General features: G+C 74.7%; 17 protein-coding genes. 10 read left to right on the top strand and 7 right to left on the bottom strand.

Annotated features, from left to right (window positions below; translation table 11 throughout):
• Position 1 precedes the first annotated feature (1 nt).
• The 5 genes from ACRB68_RS00455 (at position 2) to ACRB68_RS00435 (ending at position 5,019) form a co-directional block, all read left to right on the top strand.
• A complete protein-coding gene (locus ACRB68_RS00455) occupies positions 2–625 on the top strand; it encodes a TetR/AcrR family transcriptional regulator (protein ID WP_153530356.1) in 624 nt (207 codons plus the stop codon).
• A gap of 12 nt (positions 626–637) precedes the next feature.
• Complete coding sequence (locus ACRB68_RS00450) at positions 638–1,792, top strand: acetyl-CoA C-acetyltransferase (protein WP_153530355.1); 1,155 nt, start codon at positions 638–640, stop codon at positions 1,790–1,792.
• A 66-nt stretch (positions 1,793–1,858) separates the two neighbouring features.
• The gene (locus ACRB68_RS00445) at positions 1,859–3,004 is read left to right on the top strand and encodes a CoA transferase (protein WP_153530354.1); all 1,146 of its coding nucleotides are present in this window, start codon (positions 1,859–1,861) and stop codon (positions 3,002–3,004) included.
• Positions 3,001–3,807, top strand: coding sequence for an FAS1-like dehydratase domain-containing protein (locus ACRB68_RS00440; protein ID WP_153530353.1), 807 nt, complete (start codon positions 3,001–3,003; stop codon positions 3,805–3,807). Before ACRB68_RS00445 ends, ACRB68_RS00440 begins: the two co-directional genes overlap by 4 nt.
• Before the next feature lie 33 nt (positions 3,808–3,840).
• Complete coding sequence (locus ACRB68_RS00435; RefSeq protein ID WP_328593559.1) at positions 3,841–5,019, top strand: acyl-CoA dehydrogenase family protein; 1,179 nt, start codon at positions 3,841–3,843, stop codon at positions 5,017–5,019.
• A gap of 28 nt (positions 5,020–5,047) precedes the next feature.
• Here ACRB68_RS00435 and ACRB68_RS00430 read toward each other — a convergent pair whose 3' ends face one another.
• Together ACRB68_RS00430 and ACRB68_RS00425 are read right to left on the bottom strand one after the other, a co-directional pair.
• The gene (locus tag ACRB68_RS00430; RefSeq protein ID WP_153530352.1) at positions 5,048–6,217 is read right to left on the bottom strand and encodes a PP2C family protein-serine/threonine phosphatase; all 1,170 of its coding nucleotides are present in this window, start codon (positions 6,215–6,217) and stop codon (positions 5,048–5,050) included.
• 150 nt (positions 6,218–6,367) lie between these two features.
• On the bottom strand, positions 6,368–6,889 hold the full coding sequence (locus ACRB68_RS00425; RefSeq protein ID WP_153530351.1) for a MarR family winged helix-turn-helix transcriptional regulator: 522 nt from the start codon (positions 6,887–6,889) through the stop codon (positions 6,368–6,370).
• A 107-nt stretch (positions 6,890–6,996) separates the two neighbouring features.
• On the opposite strand from ACRB68_RS00425, the gene ACRB68_RS00420 reads away from it, so the two are divergent.
• A complete protein-coding gene (locus ACRB68_RS00420; protein ID WP_153530350.1) occupies positions 6,997–7,845 on the top strand; it encodes a helix-turn-helix transcriptional regulator in 849 nt (282 codons plus the stop codon).
• Between the two features lie 109 nt (positions 7,846–7,954).
• Positions 7,955–8,968 (top strand): aldo/keto reductase, encoded by a 1,014-nt coding sequence (locus ACRB68_RS00415; protein ID WP_153530349.1) that lies wholly within the window; start codon positions 7,955–7,957, stop codon positions 8,966–8,968.
• Here ACRB68_RS00415 and ACRB68_RS00410 read toward each other — a convergent pair.
• A complete protein-coding gene (locus ACRB68_RS00410) occupies positions 8,962–9,540 on the bottom strand; it encodes a peroxiredoxin-like family protein (RefSeq protein WP_153530348.1) in 579 nt (192 codons plus the stop codon). The two genes, ACRB68_RS00415 and ACRB68_RS00410, sit on opposite strands and share 7 nt — an antisense overlap.
• A gap of 42 nt (positions 9,541–9,582) precedes the next feature.
• Between ACRB68_RS00410 and ACRB68_RS00405 the strand changes: the two genes are divergently transcribed.
• Complete coding sequence (locus ACRB68_RS00405; protein WP_153530347.1) at positions 9,583–10,197, top strand: TetR/AcrR family transcriptional regulator C-terminal domain-containing protein; 615 nt, start codon at positions 9,583–9,585, stop codon at positions 10,195–10,197.
• On the opposite strand, the gene ACRB68_RS00400 is transcribed toward ACRB68_RS00405, so the two are convergent.
• The 4 genes from ACRB68_RS00400 to ACRB68_RS00385 are packed head-to-tail and all read right to left on the bottom strand — an operon-like array spanning position 10,192 to position 13,614.
• Positions 10,192–11,259, bottom strand: a complete 1,068-nt coding sequence (locus ACRB68_RS00400) for an NAD(P)H-dependent flavin oxidoreductase (protein ID WP_153530346.1) — start codon at positions 11,257–11,259, stop codon at positions 10,192–10,194. The genes ACRB68_RS00405 and ACRB68_RS00400 overlap by 6 nt on opposite strands.
• Positions 11,256–12,005 (bottom strand): CoA-transferase subunit beta, encoded by a 750-nt coding sequence (locus ACRB68_RS00395; RefSeq protein ID WP_153530345.1) that lies wholly within the window; start codon positions 12,003–12,005, stop codon positions 11,256–11,258. Before ACRB68_RS00395 ends, ACRB68_RS00400 begins: the two co-directional genes overlap by 4 nt.
• Positions 12,002–12,865 (bottom strand): CoA transferase subunit A, encoded by an 864-nt coding sequence (locus ACRB68_RS00390; protein ID WP_153530344.1) that lies wholly within the window; start codon positions 12,863–12,865, stop codon positions 12,002–12,004. Before ACRB68_RS00390 ends, ACRB68_RS00395 begins: the two co-directional genes overlap by 4 nt.
• Positions 12,862–13,614, bottom strand: coding sequence for an enoyl-CoA hydratase family protein (locus tag ACRB68_RS00385; RefSeq protein ID WP_153530343.1), 753 nt, complete (start codon positions 13,612–13,614; stop codon positions 12,862–12,864). The genes ACRB68_RS00390 and ACRB68_RS00385 overlap by 4 nt, the downstream gene beginning before the upstream one ends.
• 64 nt (positions 13,615–13,678) lie before the next feature.
• Here ACRB68_RS00385 and ACRB68_RS00380 point away from each other — a divergent pair, with 64 nt between their 5' ends.
• A complete protein-coding gene (locus ACRB68_RS00380) occupies positions 13,679–14,440 on the top strand; it encodes an SDR family oxidoreductase (RefSeq protein WP_153530342.1) in 762 nt (253 codons plus the stop codon).
• Between the two features lie 3 nt (positions 14,441–14,443).
• On the top strand, positions 14,444–15,352 hold the full coding sequence (locus ACRB68_RS00375; RefSeq protein WP_153530341.1) for an SDR family oxidoreductase: 909 nt from the start codon (positions 14,444–14,446) through the stop codon (positions 15,350–15,352).
• Positions 15,353–15,527 lie beyond the last annotated feature (175 nt).

The following is a 15,527-nucleotide window of genomic DNA, read 5'->3' as shown; positions in this document are numbered from 1 at the left end:
CATGAGTCCACGACGGCGCGACGCCGAGGGCACCGCGGCCGCGCGCGCGGAACGGCGGGCCGAGCTGCTCGCCACCGCCGCCGAGGTGTTCGCCTCCCAGGGGTACTCCGCCACCACGATCCGCAAGGTGGCCGACGCCGCCGGGATCCTCGGCGGCAGCCTCTACTACCACTTCGACTCCAAGGAGTCGATGGCCGACGAGATCCTGTCGACGTTCCTGAACGACATGTGGGGCGCCTACGACCGCGTCCTCGCCGCCGGGCTCGGCGCCCGCGAGACGCTCGAGGCGCTGGTGGTGGAGTCGTTCCGCTCGATCGACCGGCACCGGCCCGCCGTCGTGATCTACCAGAACGAGTCCAAGCACCTGGCCACCAGCGAACGGTTCCACTACCTGCTCGACTCGCACCGCCGGTTCGAGGAGATGTGGACCTCGCTGCTCGCGCGGGGGGTGGCGGAGGGCGCCTTCCGCGCCGACCTCGACCGGACCCTGGTCTACCGGTTCATCCGCGACACCGTCTGGGTGGCGGCGAACTGGTACCAGCGCGGCGGACGGCTGTCCGCCGACGACATCGCCAAGCAGTACCTCGCCATGGTCCTGGAGGGGATCCAGGCGAGCCGCCCCTAAGGAGACCCCCTGATGGCCGAGGCATACATCGTCGACGCGGTCCGCACGCCCGTCGGGCGGCGCGGCGGCGGCCTGGCCGCCGCGCACCCCGCCGACCTGGGCGCGCACGTGCTGACCGCGCTGATGGCCCGCACCGGCGTGGACCCGGCGGCGGTCGAGGACGTGGTGTTCGGCTGCGTGGACGCCGTCGGCCCGCAGGCGGGCGACATCGCGCGCACCTGCTGGCTCGCCGCGGGCCTGCCCGAGGAGGTGCCCGGGGTGACCGTGGACCGCCAGTGCGGGTCCTCGCAGCAGGCCGTGCACTTCGCCGCGCAGGCCGTCCTGTCGGGCATCTCGGACCTGGTCGTGGCGGGCGGCGTGCAGAACATGTCGCAGATCCCGATCTCCTACGCGATGACCGCCGCCGAGCCGCTCGGCTTCACCGAGGGGCCGTTCACCGGCTCCAAGGGCTGGGCGGCGCGCTACGGCACCGGCGAGGTCTCCCAGTTCGCCGGTGCCGAGATGATCGCCCGGGACTGGGACATCTCCCGCCGGGCGATGGAGGAGTACGCCTACACCTCCCATCAGCGGGCGATCCGCGCCATCGACGAGGGCCGCTTCGCACGCGAGATCGTCCCCTTTGAGGGCGTCGCCGCCGACGAGGGCCCGCGCCGCGACACCACCCTGGAGAAGATGGCGGGGCTGAAGACGCTGGTGGAGGGCGGCCGGCTCACCGCCGCGCTCGCCTCGCAGATCTCCGACGCCTCCGCCGCGCTGCTGATCGCCTCCGAGCGGGCCGTCCGCGACCACGGGCTGACGCCGCGCGCCCGGATCCACCACGTCTCGGCGCGCGGCGAGGACCCGATCCGGATGCTGTCGGCGCCGATCCCGGCCACCGCGTACGCGCTGAAGAAGGCCGGCATGAGGATCGAGGACATCGACGCGGTCGAGATCAACGAGGCGTTCGCCTCCGTCGTGCTCGCCTGGCTGCGGGAGACCGGCGCCGACCCCGCGATCGTCAATCCGAACGGCGGCGCGATCGCGCTCGGCCACCCGCTCGGCGCCACCGGCGCCCGGCTGATGACCACGCTCCTGCACGAGCTGGAGCGCACCGGCGGCCGCTACGGCCTGCAGACGATGTGCGAGGGCGGGGGGCAGGCCAACGTCACGGTGATCGAGCGCCTGTGACCCGCAGATGATCTTCGGTCGGCCTTCCGGCATACTCCCGGGGGAAGCCACGAAAGGGGCCGGCCGATGCTCGAGGGATTGCGGGTCGTCGAGATCTCCAGCTTCGTCGCGGCTCCGCTCGGCGGCATGACGCTGGCCCAGCTCGGCGCCGACGTGATCCGCGTCGACCCGGTCGGCGGGGCCGCCGACACCGCGCGCTGGCCGCTCGCGCCCTCGGGCACGAGCCTGCTGTGGACGGGGATGAACAAGGGCAAGCGCTCCATCACCGCCGACTTCCGCTCGGACGAGGGCCGCGACGTCGTCACCCGCCTGGTCGCGGACGCGGGGATCGTGCTGACCAACGCCGTCGGCCGGGGCTGGCTGTCCTACGAGGCGCTCGCCGGGGCCCGGCCCGACCTGATCCACCTGCAGATCGAGGGACGGCCGGGCGGCGGCGCGGCCGTCGACTACACCGTCAACGCCGAGATCGGGTTCCCGCTGGTCACCGGCCCGCCCGAGCACGCCGGGCCGGTCTCGCACGTGCTGCCGGCCTGGGACGTCGCCTGCGGCCTGTACGCCGCCGTCGGCCTGCTGGCCGCCGAGCGCCGCCGCTCGCGGACGGGGGAGGGGGCCCGCATCAGGCTGCCCCTCTACGACGTCGCCCTCGCCACCGCCGGCAACCTCGGCTTCCTCGCCGAGGCGCAGCTCGGCGTGGAGCGGCCCCGCATCGGCAACCACCTGTACGGCGGGTTCGGCCGCGACTTCACGCTGGCCGGCGGCGACCGGGTCATGGTCGTCGCGCTCACCGCGCGCCACTTCACCGACCTGTGCGCCGCCACCGGCCACGCCGAAAAGATCGCCGCGCTCGCCGGGCTGCTCGGCGCCGACTTCGCCGTCGACGGCGACCGCTACCGCCACCGCGAGGCGCTCGCCGCGATCCTCGCCCCCTGGTTCGCCGAGCGCCCGCTCGCCGAGGTCGAGCGCGCGCTGGCGGGGACCTCGGTGCTCTGGGCGCCCTACCAGCGCTTCGGCGAGCTCGACCTGGCCGGCAACCCGATGATGGGCGAGGTCGACCAGCCCGGCGTCGGCCGGCTGCGCGTCCCCGCCTCGCCGCTGGACGCCGGGGAGCGCACGGCCGCCCCCGCGCCCCGCCTCGGCGAGCACACCGACTCCATCCTGTCCGCCCTCGGCCTGGATCCGAAGACCCTGCGCGCGAACGGAGCCGTTGCATGATCGACATCGAAGGCTGGTCCCCCGAACCCTGCGAGCTCACGCAGGCGCTGGACGCCGAGCCGGCCGCCGCCCTGGCCGGCCTGCTGGACGCCGCGCCGCCCGGCGCGGAGCTGCCCCCGCTGTGGCAGTGGCTGTACTTCCTGGACCGGCCCGCGCAGGCCGACCTCGGCCCGGACGGGCACCCGGCGCGCGGCCGGTTCCTGCCGCCGATCCCCGACCGGCGGCGGATGTTCGCCGGCGGCCGCTTCCTGGTCCGCGAGCCGCTGCGCTTCGGCGACACCGTCACCCGCCGCGCCGAGCTCGTCTCGGCCGTCCCCAAGGAGGGCCGGAGCGGGGAGCTGCTGCTCGTGACCGTCCGGCACACCTTCCTGCGCGACGGCGACAAGATCGCGGTCGAGGAGCAGGACCTGGTCTACCGCAGCGGCGACGCCGCCGTCCCGGCCGCGGCGCCGTCCTACAAGGTGCCCGAGGCCGACGCCCCCTGGCTGCTGCGGGCGACCACCGACCCGGTCCTTTTGTTCCGGTTCAGCGCGCTCACCTACAACGCCCACCGCATCCACTACGACGAGGAGTACGCGACGCACGCCGAGGGGCACCCCGGCCTGCTCGTGCACGGCCCGCTGCTCGCGCTGCTCTGCCTGGAGCTGCCGCGCCGCGAGGGCCACAAGGTCACCGAGCTGTCGTTCCGGGCCCGCCGCCCGGTCTACGCGGGCCAGCCGCTCGCCGTCACCGGGACGCCGGACGGCGAGCTGGCGGTGCGGGCGCCCGCCGACGTCACCGCGATGACCGCCACCTTCTCCTGAGACACCCCCGGCAGCAGGAAGAGCGGAGGCCGCGTGAAGGGCAGGCTGCAGCAGACCTACGGGCTCACCGCCGAGCAGCGGGAGATCGTCGCGACCGTGCGGGCGTTCGTGGACAAGGAGATCCTGCCGGTCGCGACCGAGCTGGAGCACGCCGACGAGTACCCGCAGGCGATCGTGGACGGCATGCGCGACCTCGGCCTGTTCGGCCTGATGATCGACGAGGCGCACGGCGGGCTCGGCGAGTCCCTGCTCACCTACGCGCTGGTGGTGGAGGAGCTGTCGCGCGGCTGGATGAGCGTGGCGGGCATCGTCAACACGCACTTCATCGTCGCCTGGATGATCGCCCACCACGGCACGCCCGGGCAGCGGTCGTACTACCTGCCGCGGATGGCGGCCGGGGAGGTGCGCGGCGCGTTCTCGATGTCGGAGCCCGGCTGCGGCTCCGACGTCGCGGCGATCACCACCCGCGCCGTGCCCGACGGGGACGGCTACCTGATCACCGGCCAGAAGATGTGGCTGACCAACGGCGGCTCGGCGAACCTGGTCGCCACGCTGGTCAAGACCGACCCGGCCGCCGGGCACCGCGGGATGACCACGTTCCTGGTCGACAAGGAGCCCGGCTTCGGCGAGGTCGCGCCCGGCCTCACCGTGCCCGGCAAGATCGAGAAGATGGGCTACAAGGGCGTCGACACCACCGAGCTGCTGTTCGACGGCTTCCGGATCGGCGCCGGGCAGATCCTCGGCGGCACGCCGGGCCGCGGCTTCTACCAGATGATGGACGGCGTCGAGGTGGGCCGCGTCAACGTCGCCGCGCGCGGCTGCGGGGTGGCCCGGCGCGCCTGCGAGCTGGCGGTGGACTACGCGCGGCGCCGCGAGACGTTCGGCCGCCCGATCGCCGAGCACCAGGCGGTGCTGTTCCGTCTCGCCGAGATGGCCACCAAGGTCGAGGCCGCGCACCAGATGATGGTGATGGCCGCCCGCCGCAAGGACGCCGGGGAGCGCAACGACCTGGAGGCCGGCATGGCCAAGTACCTGGCCGGGGAGTACTGCAAGGAGGTCGTGGAGGACGCCTTCCGCATCCACGGCGGCTACGGCTACTCCAAGGAGTACGAGATCGAGCGGCTCTACCGGGAGGCGCCGATGCTGCTGATCGGCGAGGGCACCGCCGACATCCAGAAGATGATCATCGGCCGGCGGCTGCTCGCGGAGTGAGCCGGGCCCGGCGGCGCCGGGCGGGGCGTCAGCGCGCGGCCGCGCCCTGCCAGTCCAGGCAGACCACCACGGCGTCGTCGGCCAGGTCGCGGCCCTCGTGGAAGGCGATCAGCTCGCCGACCACCGACAGCGGCACCGCCGCGGCGTCCTGCAGCCGGGTGCGCCGGATCGCCTGCTCCAGCACCTGCGCGCCGAACTCGCCGCCGCGCGGCGAGCCCGCCGAGTACACCCCGTCGCTGGCGATGACCAGGCGGTCGCCCGGCTCCAGCCGGAACCGCTGCGGCCGGTAGTCGGTGTCGGCGAACATGCCGAGCGGCATCTGGTGGTCCAGCTCGACCGGGGTGACCTGGGTGCCGCGCATGAGCAGCATGCGCGGCGAGCCGGCGTCCACCACGGTGGTCGTGCCGTCGGCGAGGTCGATCCGGATCAGCAGCGTCTCGGTGAACTCCTTGCCGCCGTGGCGGGCGTGCACCAGGTCCCCGGCCAGGCTCGCCTGCTCGGCCAGGTCGGCGCCCGAGCGGCGCGCGTTGCGCAGCGCGCCGACGACCAGCGAGGTCAGCAGCGCCGCCTGCGTCCCGGTGCCCGACCCGTTGGTGACCGTGATCGTCAGATGGTCGCGCTCGGTGGCCCAGTCGAAGTTGTCGCCGCCGATCGAGTACGCCGGCTCCAGGTGCCCGGCGAGGGAGAACTCCGCGCCCGCGCAGCACTGGGCGGGCAGCAGCTGCCACTGCAGCTCGGCGGCGAGGGTGAGCCGCCGGGCGCGGCGGGCCCGCTCGTAGCGGTCGGTGAGCTCCCAGGCGGCCTTCAGCGCCGCGCCGGTGATGCGGCCGATCTCGGCCAGTTCCGTCAGGGCGGCCTCGGTGCAGGGTTCGGGGAGCGTCAGCGTGAACACGCCGAGCCGGTCGCCGCGTGCGGCGATCGGCACGAACACCCGGAAGGGCGGCCCGTCGGAGGTCACCACACGCAGGGCGGTGAACGCCCGCCCGGCCTCGGTGCCGTTCACCCGCACCGGCTCCTCGCCCGCGGCGGGCTCGAACGGCAGCAGCGAGCGCAGGTTGTAGTCGGCCAGGAGCAGCCGGAACGCCGAGCCCTCCGGGAAGATCCGGCCGAGCGCGCCCGCGAGCGCCTCGGGGAGCGAGTGCGCGGGCGCGTCCCGCAGTGCCCGCTCGACACCGCACGCGCGGTGCAGGGTGCTCATGTGGCCGCCGTTCCTCTCCACTGGGTCAGCCGCGGGGGCCGCGGGCGCGGCCGGGTCACGGCGGGCGACGCCTCCGCACGCGGCAGGGCCGCGGGGCGGGGCGGCCCCGGGCAGAGAATGGCAGAGAATTTGCTCTATGACAAACGTTGATCAGGCGGGCCGGGAGCGCGCGGTGCCCCGCCCCTCGGGGAGCTGGCGCGCGCAGGCGCGGCCGAACTCGGTGAGGCTGTCCAGCAGCCGGGCGCGCGAGGCGGGGGACAGCTCGGCCAGCGCCTCGGCGACCACCGCGCGGCGGCGGCGCGACAGGGCGGCGCACAGCCGGACGCCGTCGTGGCTGAGCCGCACGATGATCTCCCGCCGGTCGGCCGGGCCGCTCTCGCGCACCACCAGCCCGGCGGCCTCCAGCCGGTCGCAGAGCCGGCTCGCCGAGGAGGGGATCACACCGAGCTCGGCGGCCAGCCCGCCGAGGTTGATCCGGTCGTGCCGGGCGATCGTCTCGATCGCGCGCAGCTGCACCGGCGAGACGTGCACCTCCACGTCCTGGCCGGCCCGGTTCCAGGCCAGCACCGCGGTCGCGATGGCCTGCTCCACCGCCGCCGCGAGCTCGCCCGCGGCCGGCCCGGCGGCCTCGCCGGGTACCGGCGGACCTGTCTCGGGAACGGTCACCATCATCAACCGCCTCTCCGCTGCCCGGCGCCGGATGCTCACGATAGACGACCCGCGCCCCGCCCGCCTCGTCCCAGCGCCGGATATCCGGCGAAGCGGACTATCGTGACCTCATGACCAGCGAGGCCGCCCCCGACCGCCGCCGCGCGGAGCTCCGCGACTTCCTGCGGACCCGCCGCGCGCGCCTCACCCCCGCCGACGTCGGCATGCCCGCGGGCGGCCGCCGCCGCACGCCGGGACTGCGCCGGGAGGAGGTCGCGGTGCTGGCCGGCGTCGGGGTGTCCTGGTACACCTGGCTGGAGCAGGGCCGCGACATCAAGGTCTCCGGCGAGGTGCTGGACGCGATCTGCCGGGCGCTGCGGCTGGACGGCGCCGAGCGCGAGCACCTGTACCTGCTGGCCGGCCTGAACCCGCCGCCCGCCCCGGCCGCGACGTCCCCGGTCCCCGCCGAGCTGCGCCGGATGCTGGACGCCTGGGCGCCCCGCCCCGCCTACATCCGCGACCGGCGCTGGAACTTCCTGGCGATCAACGACCCGGCCCGCGCCGTCTTCGGCTTCGGCGACCTGGACCACAACAGTCTGGTCACCTTCTTCACCAGCGCCCGCTACCGGGCCGTGCACGGCGCCTGGGAGCAGACGGCGCCGGGCATCGTCGCGCGGTTCCGGCACGACGCGGCGCGCTACCCCGACGACCCCGAGTTCGACCGGATCGCCGCGGACCTGCGGGAGGTCAGCCCCGAGTTCGCCGAGCTGTGGGAGCGGCACGAGGTGTCGGGGGAGACCCAGGCGGTCAAGTCGGTCCGCCATCCCGAGGTCGGCGAGCTGGTCTTCGACACGGTGGTGCTGCCGCTCGGCGACCGGCCCGGCGACCACCTGTGCCTGCAGAACCCCCGGCCCGGCACCGGTACCGAGGAGCGCCTCGCCCGGCTGCTGGAGCGCGTCCGGCTGGTCCGGGCGAGCTGACCCTCCGCGAGGGTGGTGGTGGCACACCCAGGATGAACGCGCACTGCCTGCCGCACCGCGAGCGCGGCAGGATCATGGGTGACCGCATTTCCCCCGATAAGGAGAACTCATGCGCACCCGTACGTTCCAGGGCACCGAGGTCGGCGCGGTCGGGCTCGGCTGCATGGGCATGAGCTGGGCCTACACCGCCGCCGAGCGCGACGACGACGCGTCGGTCGCGCTGATCAACGAGGCGCTCGACCTCGGCGTGACGTTCCTGGACACCGCGCAGGTCTACGGCAACGGGCACAACGAGACCCTCGTCGGCCGGGCGCTGAAGGGCCGCCGCGGCGAGGCCGTGCTGGCCACCAAGACCGGCCTGGTCGTGGAGGGCCAGGACGCCTCGACGATGCGCCGCGACGGCTCGCCCGAGCAGGTGCGGCGCTCGGCCGAGGAGAGCCTGCGCCGCCTGGACACCGACGTCATCGACCTGTTCTACCTGCACCGCGTCGATCCACAGGTGCCGCTCGCCGACACCTGGGGCGCGATGGCCGAGCTGGTCGCGCAGGGCAAGGTCCGCCACCTCGGCCTGTCGGAGGTGACGGCCGCGCAGGCCGCCGAGATGCACGCGATCCACCCGGTCGCCGCGGTCCAGTCCGAGCTGTCGCTGTGGACGCGTGACGCGCAGGGCGCGCCGGGCGGCAGCGCCGGCGGCGGCTCGGACCGTACCGGCGGGACCGTCAGCGAGGGGCCGGGCGACGTGGTCGGCTGGTGCGCGGAGAACGGCGCGGCGTTCGTGGCCTACAGCCCGCTCGGCCGCGGCTTCCTCACCGGCGCCGTCACCGCCGCCGACTTCGACGACACCGACTTCCGCAGCCGCAACCCGCGGTTCCAGGAGGAGGCGCTGAAGGCGAACCTGGCGATCGTGGACGTGGTCAAGGCCGTCGCCGCCCGGCACGGCGCCACCCCGGCGCAGGTCGCGATCGCCTGGACGCTCGCGCAGGGCGACCATGTCATCCCGATCCCGGGCACCAAGAAGTCGCGCTACCTGCGCGACAACGCCGGCGCGGCGGACCTGGACCTCACCGCCGCCGACCTGGCCGAGCTGGACGGCCTCCCGGCGCCGGTCGGCTCGCGCTACTGAGGCGACGGCGCGCGGCGGGCCTCGCGGGCGAGGGCGAGCAGCTCGTCCACCTCCCACTGGTCGCCCGCGTGCGCGCCGACCTTGTGCGCGAGGACGGTGCCGCCGGGGCCGATCAGGAAGTCCCCGGGCAGGCCGAGGCGGCCGCCGTGCGGGCGCGAGGCGGGGAAGGGCGAGCGGCGGCGGAGCCCGTCGGCGACCGAGCGCACGATCACGCCCCAGGCGCGCGGGTCGAGCAGCGCGCGCGGTGAGGCCGACACGCCGAACTCGGCGTAGAGCCGCTTGCCCGGGTCGGCGACGACCGCGAAGGGCAGGTCGGCGACGTGCCGGCGCAGCTCGTCCGCGGGGGAGTGGAAGACCACGACCTCGCGGACGCCCGCCGCCTCGATCTCGGCGTGCCGCCGGGCCACCGAGCGCAGGTGCAGGTTGCAGACCGGGCAGCCGGCGAAGCGGCGCAGCTGCAGGTGGACGAGGCGATCGGGGTCGGGCAGCGGGACCGGGTCGCCGGTCACCGGCGTCAGCTCGCGGAACGGGACGGGGGAGCGCACGGCGGCCTCCTGGTAGGTGTACGGCATACGCTTAAGATCGTAGGCGTATGCCGTACGCTGTCAACCCTGATGCCACGACCGCGTTCGCTCACCCAGTCCCAGATCGCCGCCGCCGCCCTCGCCGTCGTCGACGACGACGGCCTCGCCGCGCTGTCCATGCGCGCGGTCGCCAAGCGCCTCGGCACCAGCACGATGGCCCTGTACCGCTACGTGCAGGACCGGCACGAGCTGGAGGGTCTGATCGTCGAGCTGGTGTTCGCCGGGGTCGACCCCGTGCCGCCGGCCGCCGGGACCTGGCAGGAGCGCGTCGCGGAGATGGCGCGGCGGGTGCGGGCCGCGATCGGCGCCCACCCGGAGGCCGTGCCGCTCACCATGATCCACCGGCACAGCTCGCCGGGGCTGCTGCGCTGGTCGGAGGGGGTCCTGGAGATCCTGGCCGGCGCGGGCGTCACCGGCGCGGCGCGGGTGGTCGCGCTGCGCACCCTGACGGCCCAGATCATCGGGGCCGTCCAGCTGGAGCGCCTCGGCCCGCTGGCGGGGCGGGGCACCGACGCCATCGCGGCACTGTCACCGCAGGAGTTCCCGCTGATGGCCGAGACCGCGCGCGAGGCCCGGTCGGTCGGCGACGACCGGGTCTTCGAGCGCGGCCTCGCCGCGCTGCTGCGCGGGCTCGGCCCGTCATGACCCCGCGAGGCAGGACTGCCGGGCGGCGATGACCTCGGCGGCCTGCGCCACGATCCGCTCGATCAGCCCGGCGCAGGACGGCAGGTCGTCGATCACCGAGACGACCTGGCCGGAGGCCATCACCCCGAGGTCGGGACGGCCGTCGACCATCGCGGCCTTCAGCAGCATCGGGGTGTTGGCGGCCATCAGCACCTGCGACCACGACAGGTCCCTGCCGTGCCTCATGGCCCGCCCGTCGGAGACCATCGCGCGCCAGGACATCCCGGAGACCTTCTTGAACGCGGCGGCGTTGCGCAGGGCGCGGGCGAGGCCGCCGATCCGGCCCGAGCGCTCCAGCACGTCGACCAGGTCGCTGCGCAGCACCCGGTGCGGCATGCCGTCCACCTGCCGGGTGACGACGGTCTCGGCGGTGCCGAGGTAGACCTGCTTGACCGCGTCGGGCACCGAGCTGTCGGACGTCAGCAGGAACCGGGTGCCCATCGCCACGCCCGCCGCGCCGTAGCAGAGGGCGGCGGCGAGGCCCCGGCCGTCGAAGAAGCCGCCCGCCGCGATCACCGGGATGCCGACGGCGTCCACCACCTGCGGCAGCAGCAGCGTGGTCGCGACGGGGCCGGTGTGGCCGCCGCCCTCGCCGCCCTGCACCAGCACCGCGTCGGCGCCCCAGGCGGCGACCTTCTCGGCGTGCCGGCGGGCGCCGACCGAGGGGATCACCACCACGCCCGCGTCCTTCAGCCGGCCGATCAGCTCCTGCTTCGGCGCGAGGGCGAACGAGGCGACCCGCACCCCCTCCTTGATCAGCAGGCCGATGCGGTCGCCCGCGTCGGCGGCGTCGGCCCGCAGGTTGACGCCGAACGGGGCCCCGGTGCGGTCCTTGACCTCGTGGATCGCGTGGGCGAGCTGATCGAGCGTCATCGTCGCCGAGGCGAGGATCCCGAGGCCGCCGGCGTTCGCCACCGCCGACACCAGGCGCGGGCCGGCGACCCAGCCCATGCCGGTCTGCACGACCGGGTGCCGGACGCCGGTGAGCCGGGTCAGCGGGGTGTCCAGGACCTGCCCGCTCATGCGGGCACCTCGCGCTCGCGCAGGCCCTTGGGGTCCAGCACCTCGCGCATGATCCGCAGCTCCTCGGCGGACGGCGCGCGGGTCTCGGGCACGTCATCTGGGACCGCCAGCCCGAAGCCGGTGGCGGCGGCGACGTCGTCCACGGTCACGCCGGGGTGCACCGAGCGCAGCCGCATCGCGCGGTCCGGCGTGGCGAAGTCGAGCACGGCGAGGTTCGTCACGACGACGCGGATCTCGTGCGCCCCCCGGTCGTGGCCGATGCCGCTGACGAAGTCGACCGTCTCGGTGAACACCCGGGGGGAGTGCTTGGGAATCCAGTAGCTGGTGGTGTTCAGGCGGGTGTTGCCGGGCGCGCCGCGCACCCCGAGCAGCTGCGACTTCGGCCGGGCCCAGTCGCCGATGCAGGAGATGTTGGCGTTGCCGAACCGGTCCATCTGGCTCGCGCCCATCACCACGTGCCGCCGCCCGTTCAGCACCAGCCAGAGGTGGTCGCGGAACGGCAGCCAGCCCTCGACGTCCCCGGCGGGGGCGCCGAGCGGGACGGCCTCGGCGGTCAGGTGCGGGCCGCCGTCGGTGGTCAGCAGGCCGGGCTCGAACGTCATCCGGGCGAGCCGCGACCCGAGCATCGGCACGAGCCCGGCGACGGCCGCCGCCACGATCTCGCCGTCGCCGCGGAACGCCTCGGCGCACGCGACCGCGCAGACCTCCGCCCGCGTCGCCGTGGTGGTGCCCGTGGTGCCCGTCATCGGCCCTCCTCCTCTCGCCAGGCCCGGACGGCGTCCTGGTAGGCGGCCTCGTCGCCCGCCAGGAACCGGTCGCGGAACGCCGCCCAGGCGTCCGGGTCGCCCGCCGCCTTCACATAGAGCTTCTGGAACGCCTCGTCGCGGCCGTGGTCGGGAACGCAGTCGGTGAAGTGCGCGCCGCCCGGCGTCTCCACGACGCCCGCGACCTGCGCCCGGCTGATCAGCAGCGACTGGACCGGGCCCTCCTTGAGCAGATCGGCGGTGTCGACCAGGCGCTCGCACGACACGTACGTCCGGTCCGCGGCCTTGGCGAACAGGTCGTCCATGTAGGGGTCGGGGCCGAGGTACTGGGCGTTGCCGCGCGCGTCGGCGCGGTTCATGTGCACCAGCGCCGCGTCCATCGTGAGGGCCGGGACGGCGATCAGCTCCTCGCCGCCCTCATAGGGGGAGCGGACGGTGCGCAGCTCCGGGTTGACCTTCAGCACGTCCGAGCCGAGCCCCGCCGGGGTGGGCAGGAACGGCAGCCGGTGCGCCGCCGCGTACAGCCCGAACATGAACATGCCCTCGTCGTACTCGGTGAACTCGATGTCGCCGCGCTGCCGGGCCGCGCGGAAGTGCGGCTCCAGCGGGACCGAGTCGAGCGTGACGAACGGCGCGACCAGCCTGCGCACCTTGCCCGCCGCGCAGAGCAGCCCGACGTCGGGGCCGCCGTAGGAGACGACGGTGAGATCGGTGAGCGGGGACCGGCAGATCGCGCGGACGAGCGCCATCGGCTTGCGCCGCGAGCCCCAGCCGCCGATCCCGACCGTCATGCCGTCCTCCAGGGAGGCGGCGACCTGCTCGGCCGTCATGACCTTGCTCATCGCGCGGCCCCCTTGGCGACGAAGGCGTCGCGGTGCTCGTCACCGGCGCCGACCAGGTTGAGCTCGAAGGTGAGGCCCTGCTCGAAGCGGTAGCTGCGCTTGACGTCCACCGGGTCGATGCCGTTCAGCGACTCCTTGGCCCGCCGGATCACGTACCGGTCCTTGGCGGCGATGCTCTCGGCGACCGCCATGGCCGCGTCGCGCAGCCGTTCGGCGGGCACGACCTCCAGCACCGAGCCGTGCCGGTGCAGCTCGTCCGCGGTGACGTTGCGGCAGGTGTACACCATCGCCCGCATCAGGTGCTGCGGGACGAGCCGGGCCAGGTGGGTGGCGGCGCCGAGGGCGCCCCGGTCCACCTCGGGCAGGCCGAAGTAGGCGTCCTGCGCGGCCACGACGATGTCGGCGTTGCCGGCGAGGCCGACGCCGCCGCCGAGGCAGAAGCCGTGCACGGCGGCGACGACCGGGACCTCGCAGTCGTAGACGGCGGCGAACGCGGCGTAGCAGCCGCGGTTGGCGCCGACCAGCGCGGCGTGGCCGTCGGTGCTCTGCATCTCCTTGATGTCGACGCCGGCGTTGAAGCCGCGGCCCTCGGCGCGCAGCACGACGGCGCCCACTCCCGGGTCGCGGCCCGCCGCCAGGACGGCCTCGGCCAGGTCGAACCAGCCTCGCACGGTCAGGGCGTTGACCGGCGGCGCGTCGACGACGATCTCGGCGACCCCGCCGGGGTGGGTCGTGGTGGAGACTCCCATGCGCTACCTTTCCACCAAACATTTGTTAGAACTGAACGTAGCAGACCGCACGGAAGGGGTCCCGATGCTGGCGCTGGATCTGAGCGGGCGCACGGCCGTGGTCACCGGCGGGGTGCGCGGGGTCGGCGCGGGCATCAGCCGCGCCCTGCTGGAGGCCGGCGCCGACGTGGTCGCCGTGGCCCGCCGCGCTCCGGAGCGCCTGCCCGAGGCGGGCGGGCGCACCGCGTCGTTCGCCTCGCTGGACGTGCGCGACCCGGGCGCGGTGCAGGCGTTCATGGGCGGCCTGGACCGGCTGGACGTGCTGGTCAACAACGCCGGCGGCGCCCCGTTCCTGCCGGTCGCCGACGGCGACCTGCGCACCCATCTGAAGATCATCGAGCTGAACCTGGCCGCGCCGCTGATCATGGCGCGGGCCGCCGCCGCGCGGATGGGCCCGGCGGGCGGCGCGATCATCATGATCAGCAGCGTCAGCGCGGTCCGCCCGTCGCCCGGCACCGCCGCCTACGGCGCCGCCAAGGCGGGCCTGGAGAGCCTCACCGCCTCGCTCGCCGTCGAGTGGGCGCCCCGGGTGCGGGTCAACGCGATCACCCTCGGCATGGTCCGCACCGAGCAGGCCCACCTGCACTACGGCGACGAGGCCGGGATCGCGGCGGTCGAGCGGACCGTCCCCCTCGGCCGCCTCGCCGACCCCTACGACGTGGGCGAGGCGTGCGTGTTCCTCGCCTCCGACCGCGCGTCCTACGTGACCGGCTCGTCGCTGCTGCTGCACGGCGGGGGAGAGCGCCCCGCCTTCCTGGACGCCGCCACCGCCAACCGAGAGGGCTGAGAAATGATCTGCCAGGACCGGGTCGTCGTCGTCACCGGGGCCGGCCGCGGCCTCGGCCGCGCCCACGCGCTCGAATTCGCCCGCCAGGGCGCCCGCGTCGTCGTCAACGACCTCGGCGTCGCCCGCGACGGCACCGGCGCGGCCTCCGGCGGCCCCGCCGAAGAGGTGGCCGAGGAGATCCGCGCGCTCGGCGGGCAGGCGGTGGCCAGCCGCCACGACGTCGCCGACGAGGCGGGGGCGACGGGGCTGATCGCCACCGCCGTGGAGCACTTCGGCCGGCTGGACGTGCTGGTCAACAACGCCGGCTTCCTGCGCGACCGGATGCTGGTCAACCTGGCCGAGGACGAGTGGGACGCGGTCGTGCGGGTCCACCTGAAGGGCCACTTCCTGCCGCTCAAGCACGCCGGCCGGCACTGGCGCGCCGAGGCCAAGGCCGGGCGGCCGGTGGACGCCCGCGTCGTCAACACCTCCTCCGGCGCCGGGCTGCTCGGCAGCGTCGGCCAGGGCAACTACTCCGCCGCCAAGGCCGGCATCGTCGGGCTCACCCTCGTCGCCGCCGCCGAGCTCGGCCGGTACGGGGTGACGGTCAACGCGATCGCCCCCGCCGCCCGCACCCGCATGACCGAGGAGGTCTTCGCCCAGACGATGGCCGCGCCCGGCGCGGGCGAGTTCGACGCGATGGCGCCCGGGAACGTCTCGCCGCTGGTCGTCTGGCTCGGCTCGGCGGAGTCCCGGGGCGTCACCGGCCGGATCTTCGAGGCCGAGGGCGGCCGGATCTGCGTCATGGACGCCTTCCGGCACGGCCCGGCCACCGACAGGGGCGCCCGCTGGGACCCCGCCGAGGTCGGCGCGGCCGTCAAGGACCTGCTCGCCCAGGCGCTCGCCCCCGAGCCCGTCTACGGCGCGGGCTGAGCGCGCACCGCCGGTTCCGGCCAGGGTAAAAGCCGGTCGGGGGGCCTTGCCCCCTGACCCGCTGTGTGCACATCATCGACACACGGTCCGGTCGGCGGCCGGGCCGGGGGAACACGGACTCCTTCCGCGGGAAGGCGGGTGTCCGCGAACACACCAGGGCACGGGCGCGTCGTAA

Origin of the sequence: Actinomadura macrotermitis (genome assembly GCF_009604375.1) — a bacterium.
GTDB classification, from domain to species: domain Bacteria; phylum Actinomycetota; class Actinomycetes; order Streptosporangiales; family Streptosporangiaceae; genus Spirillospora; species Spirillospora macrotermitis.
Note: the sequence above shows the minus strand (reverse complement) of the source record. Positions and strands in the feature narration are given on the sequence as shown.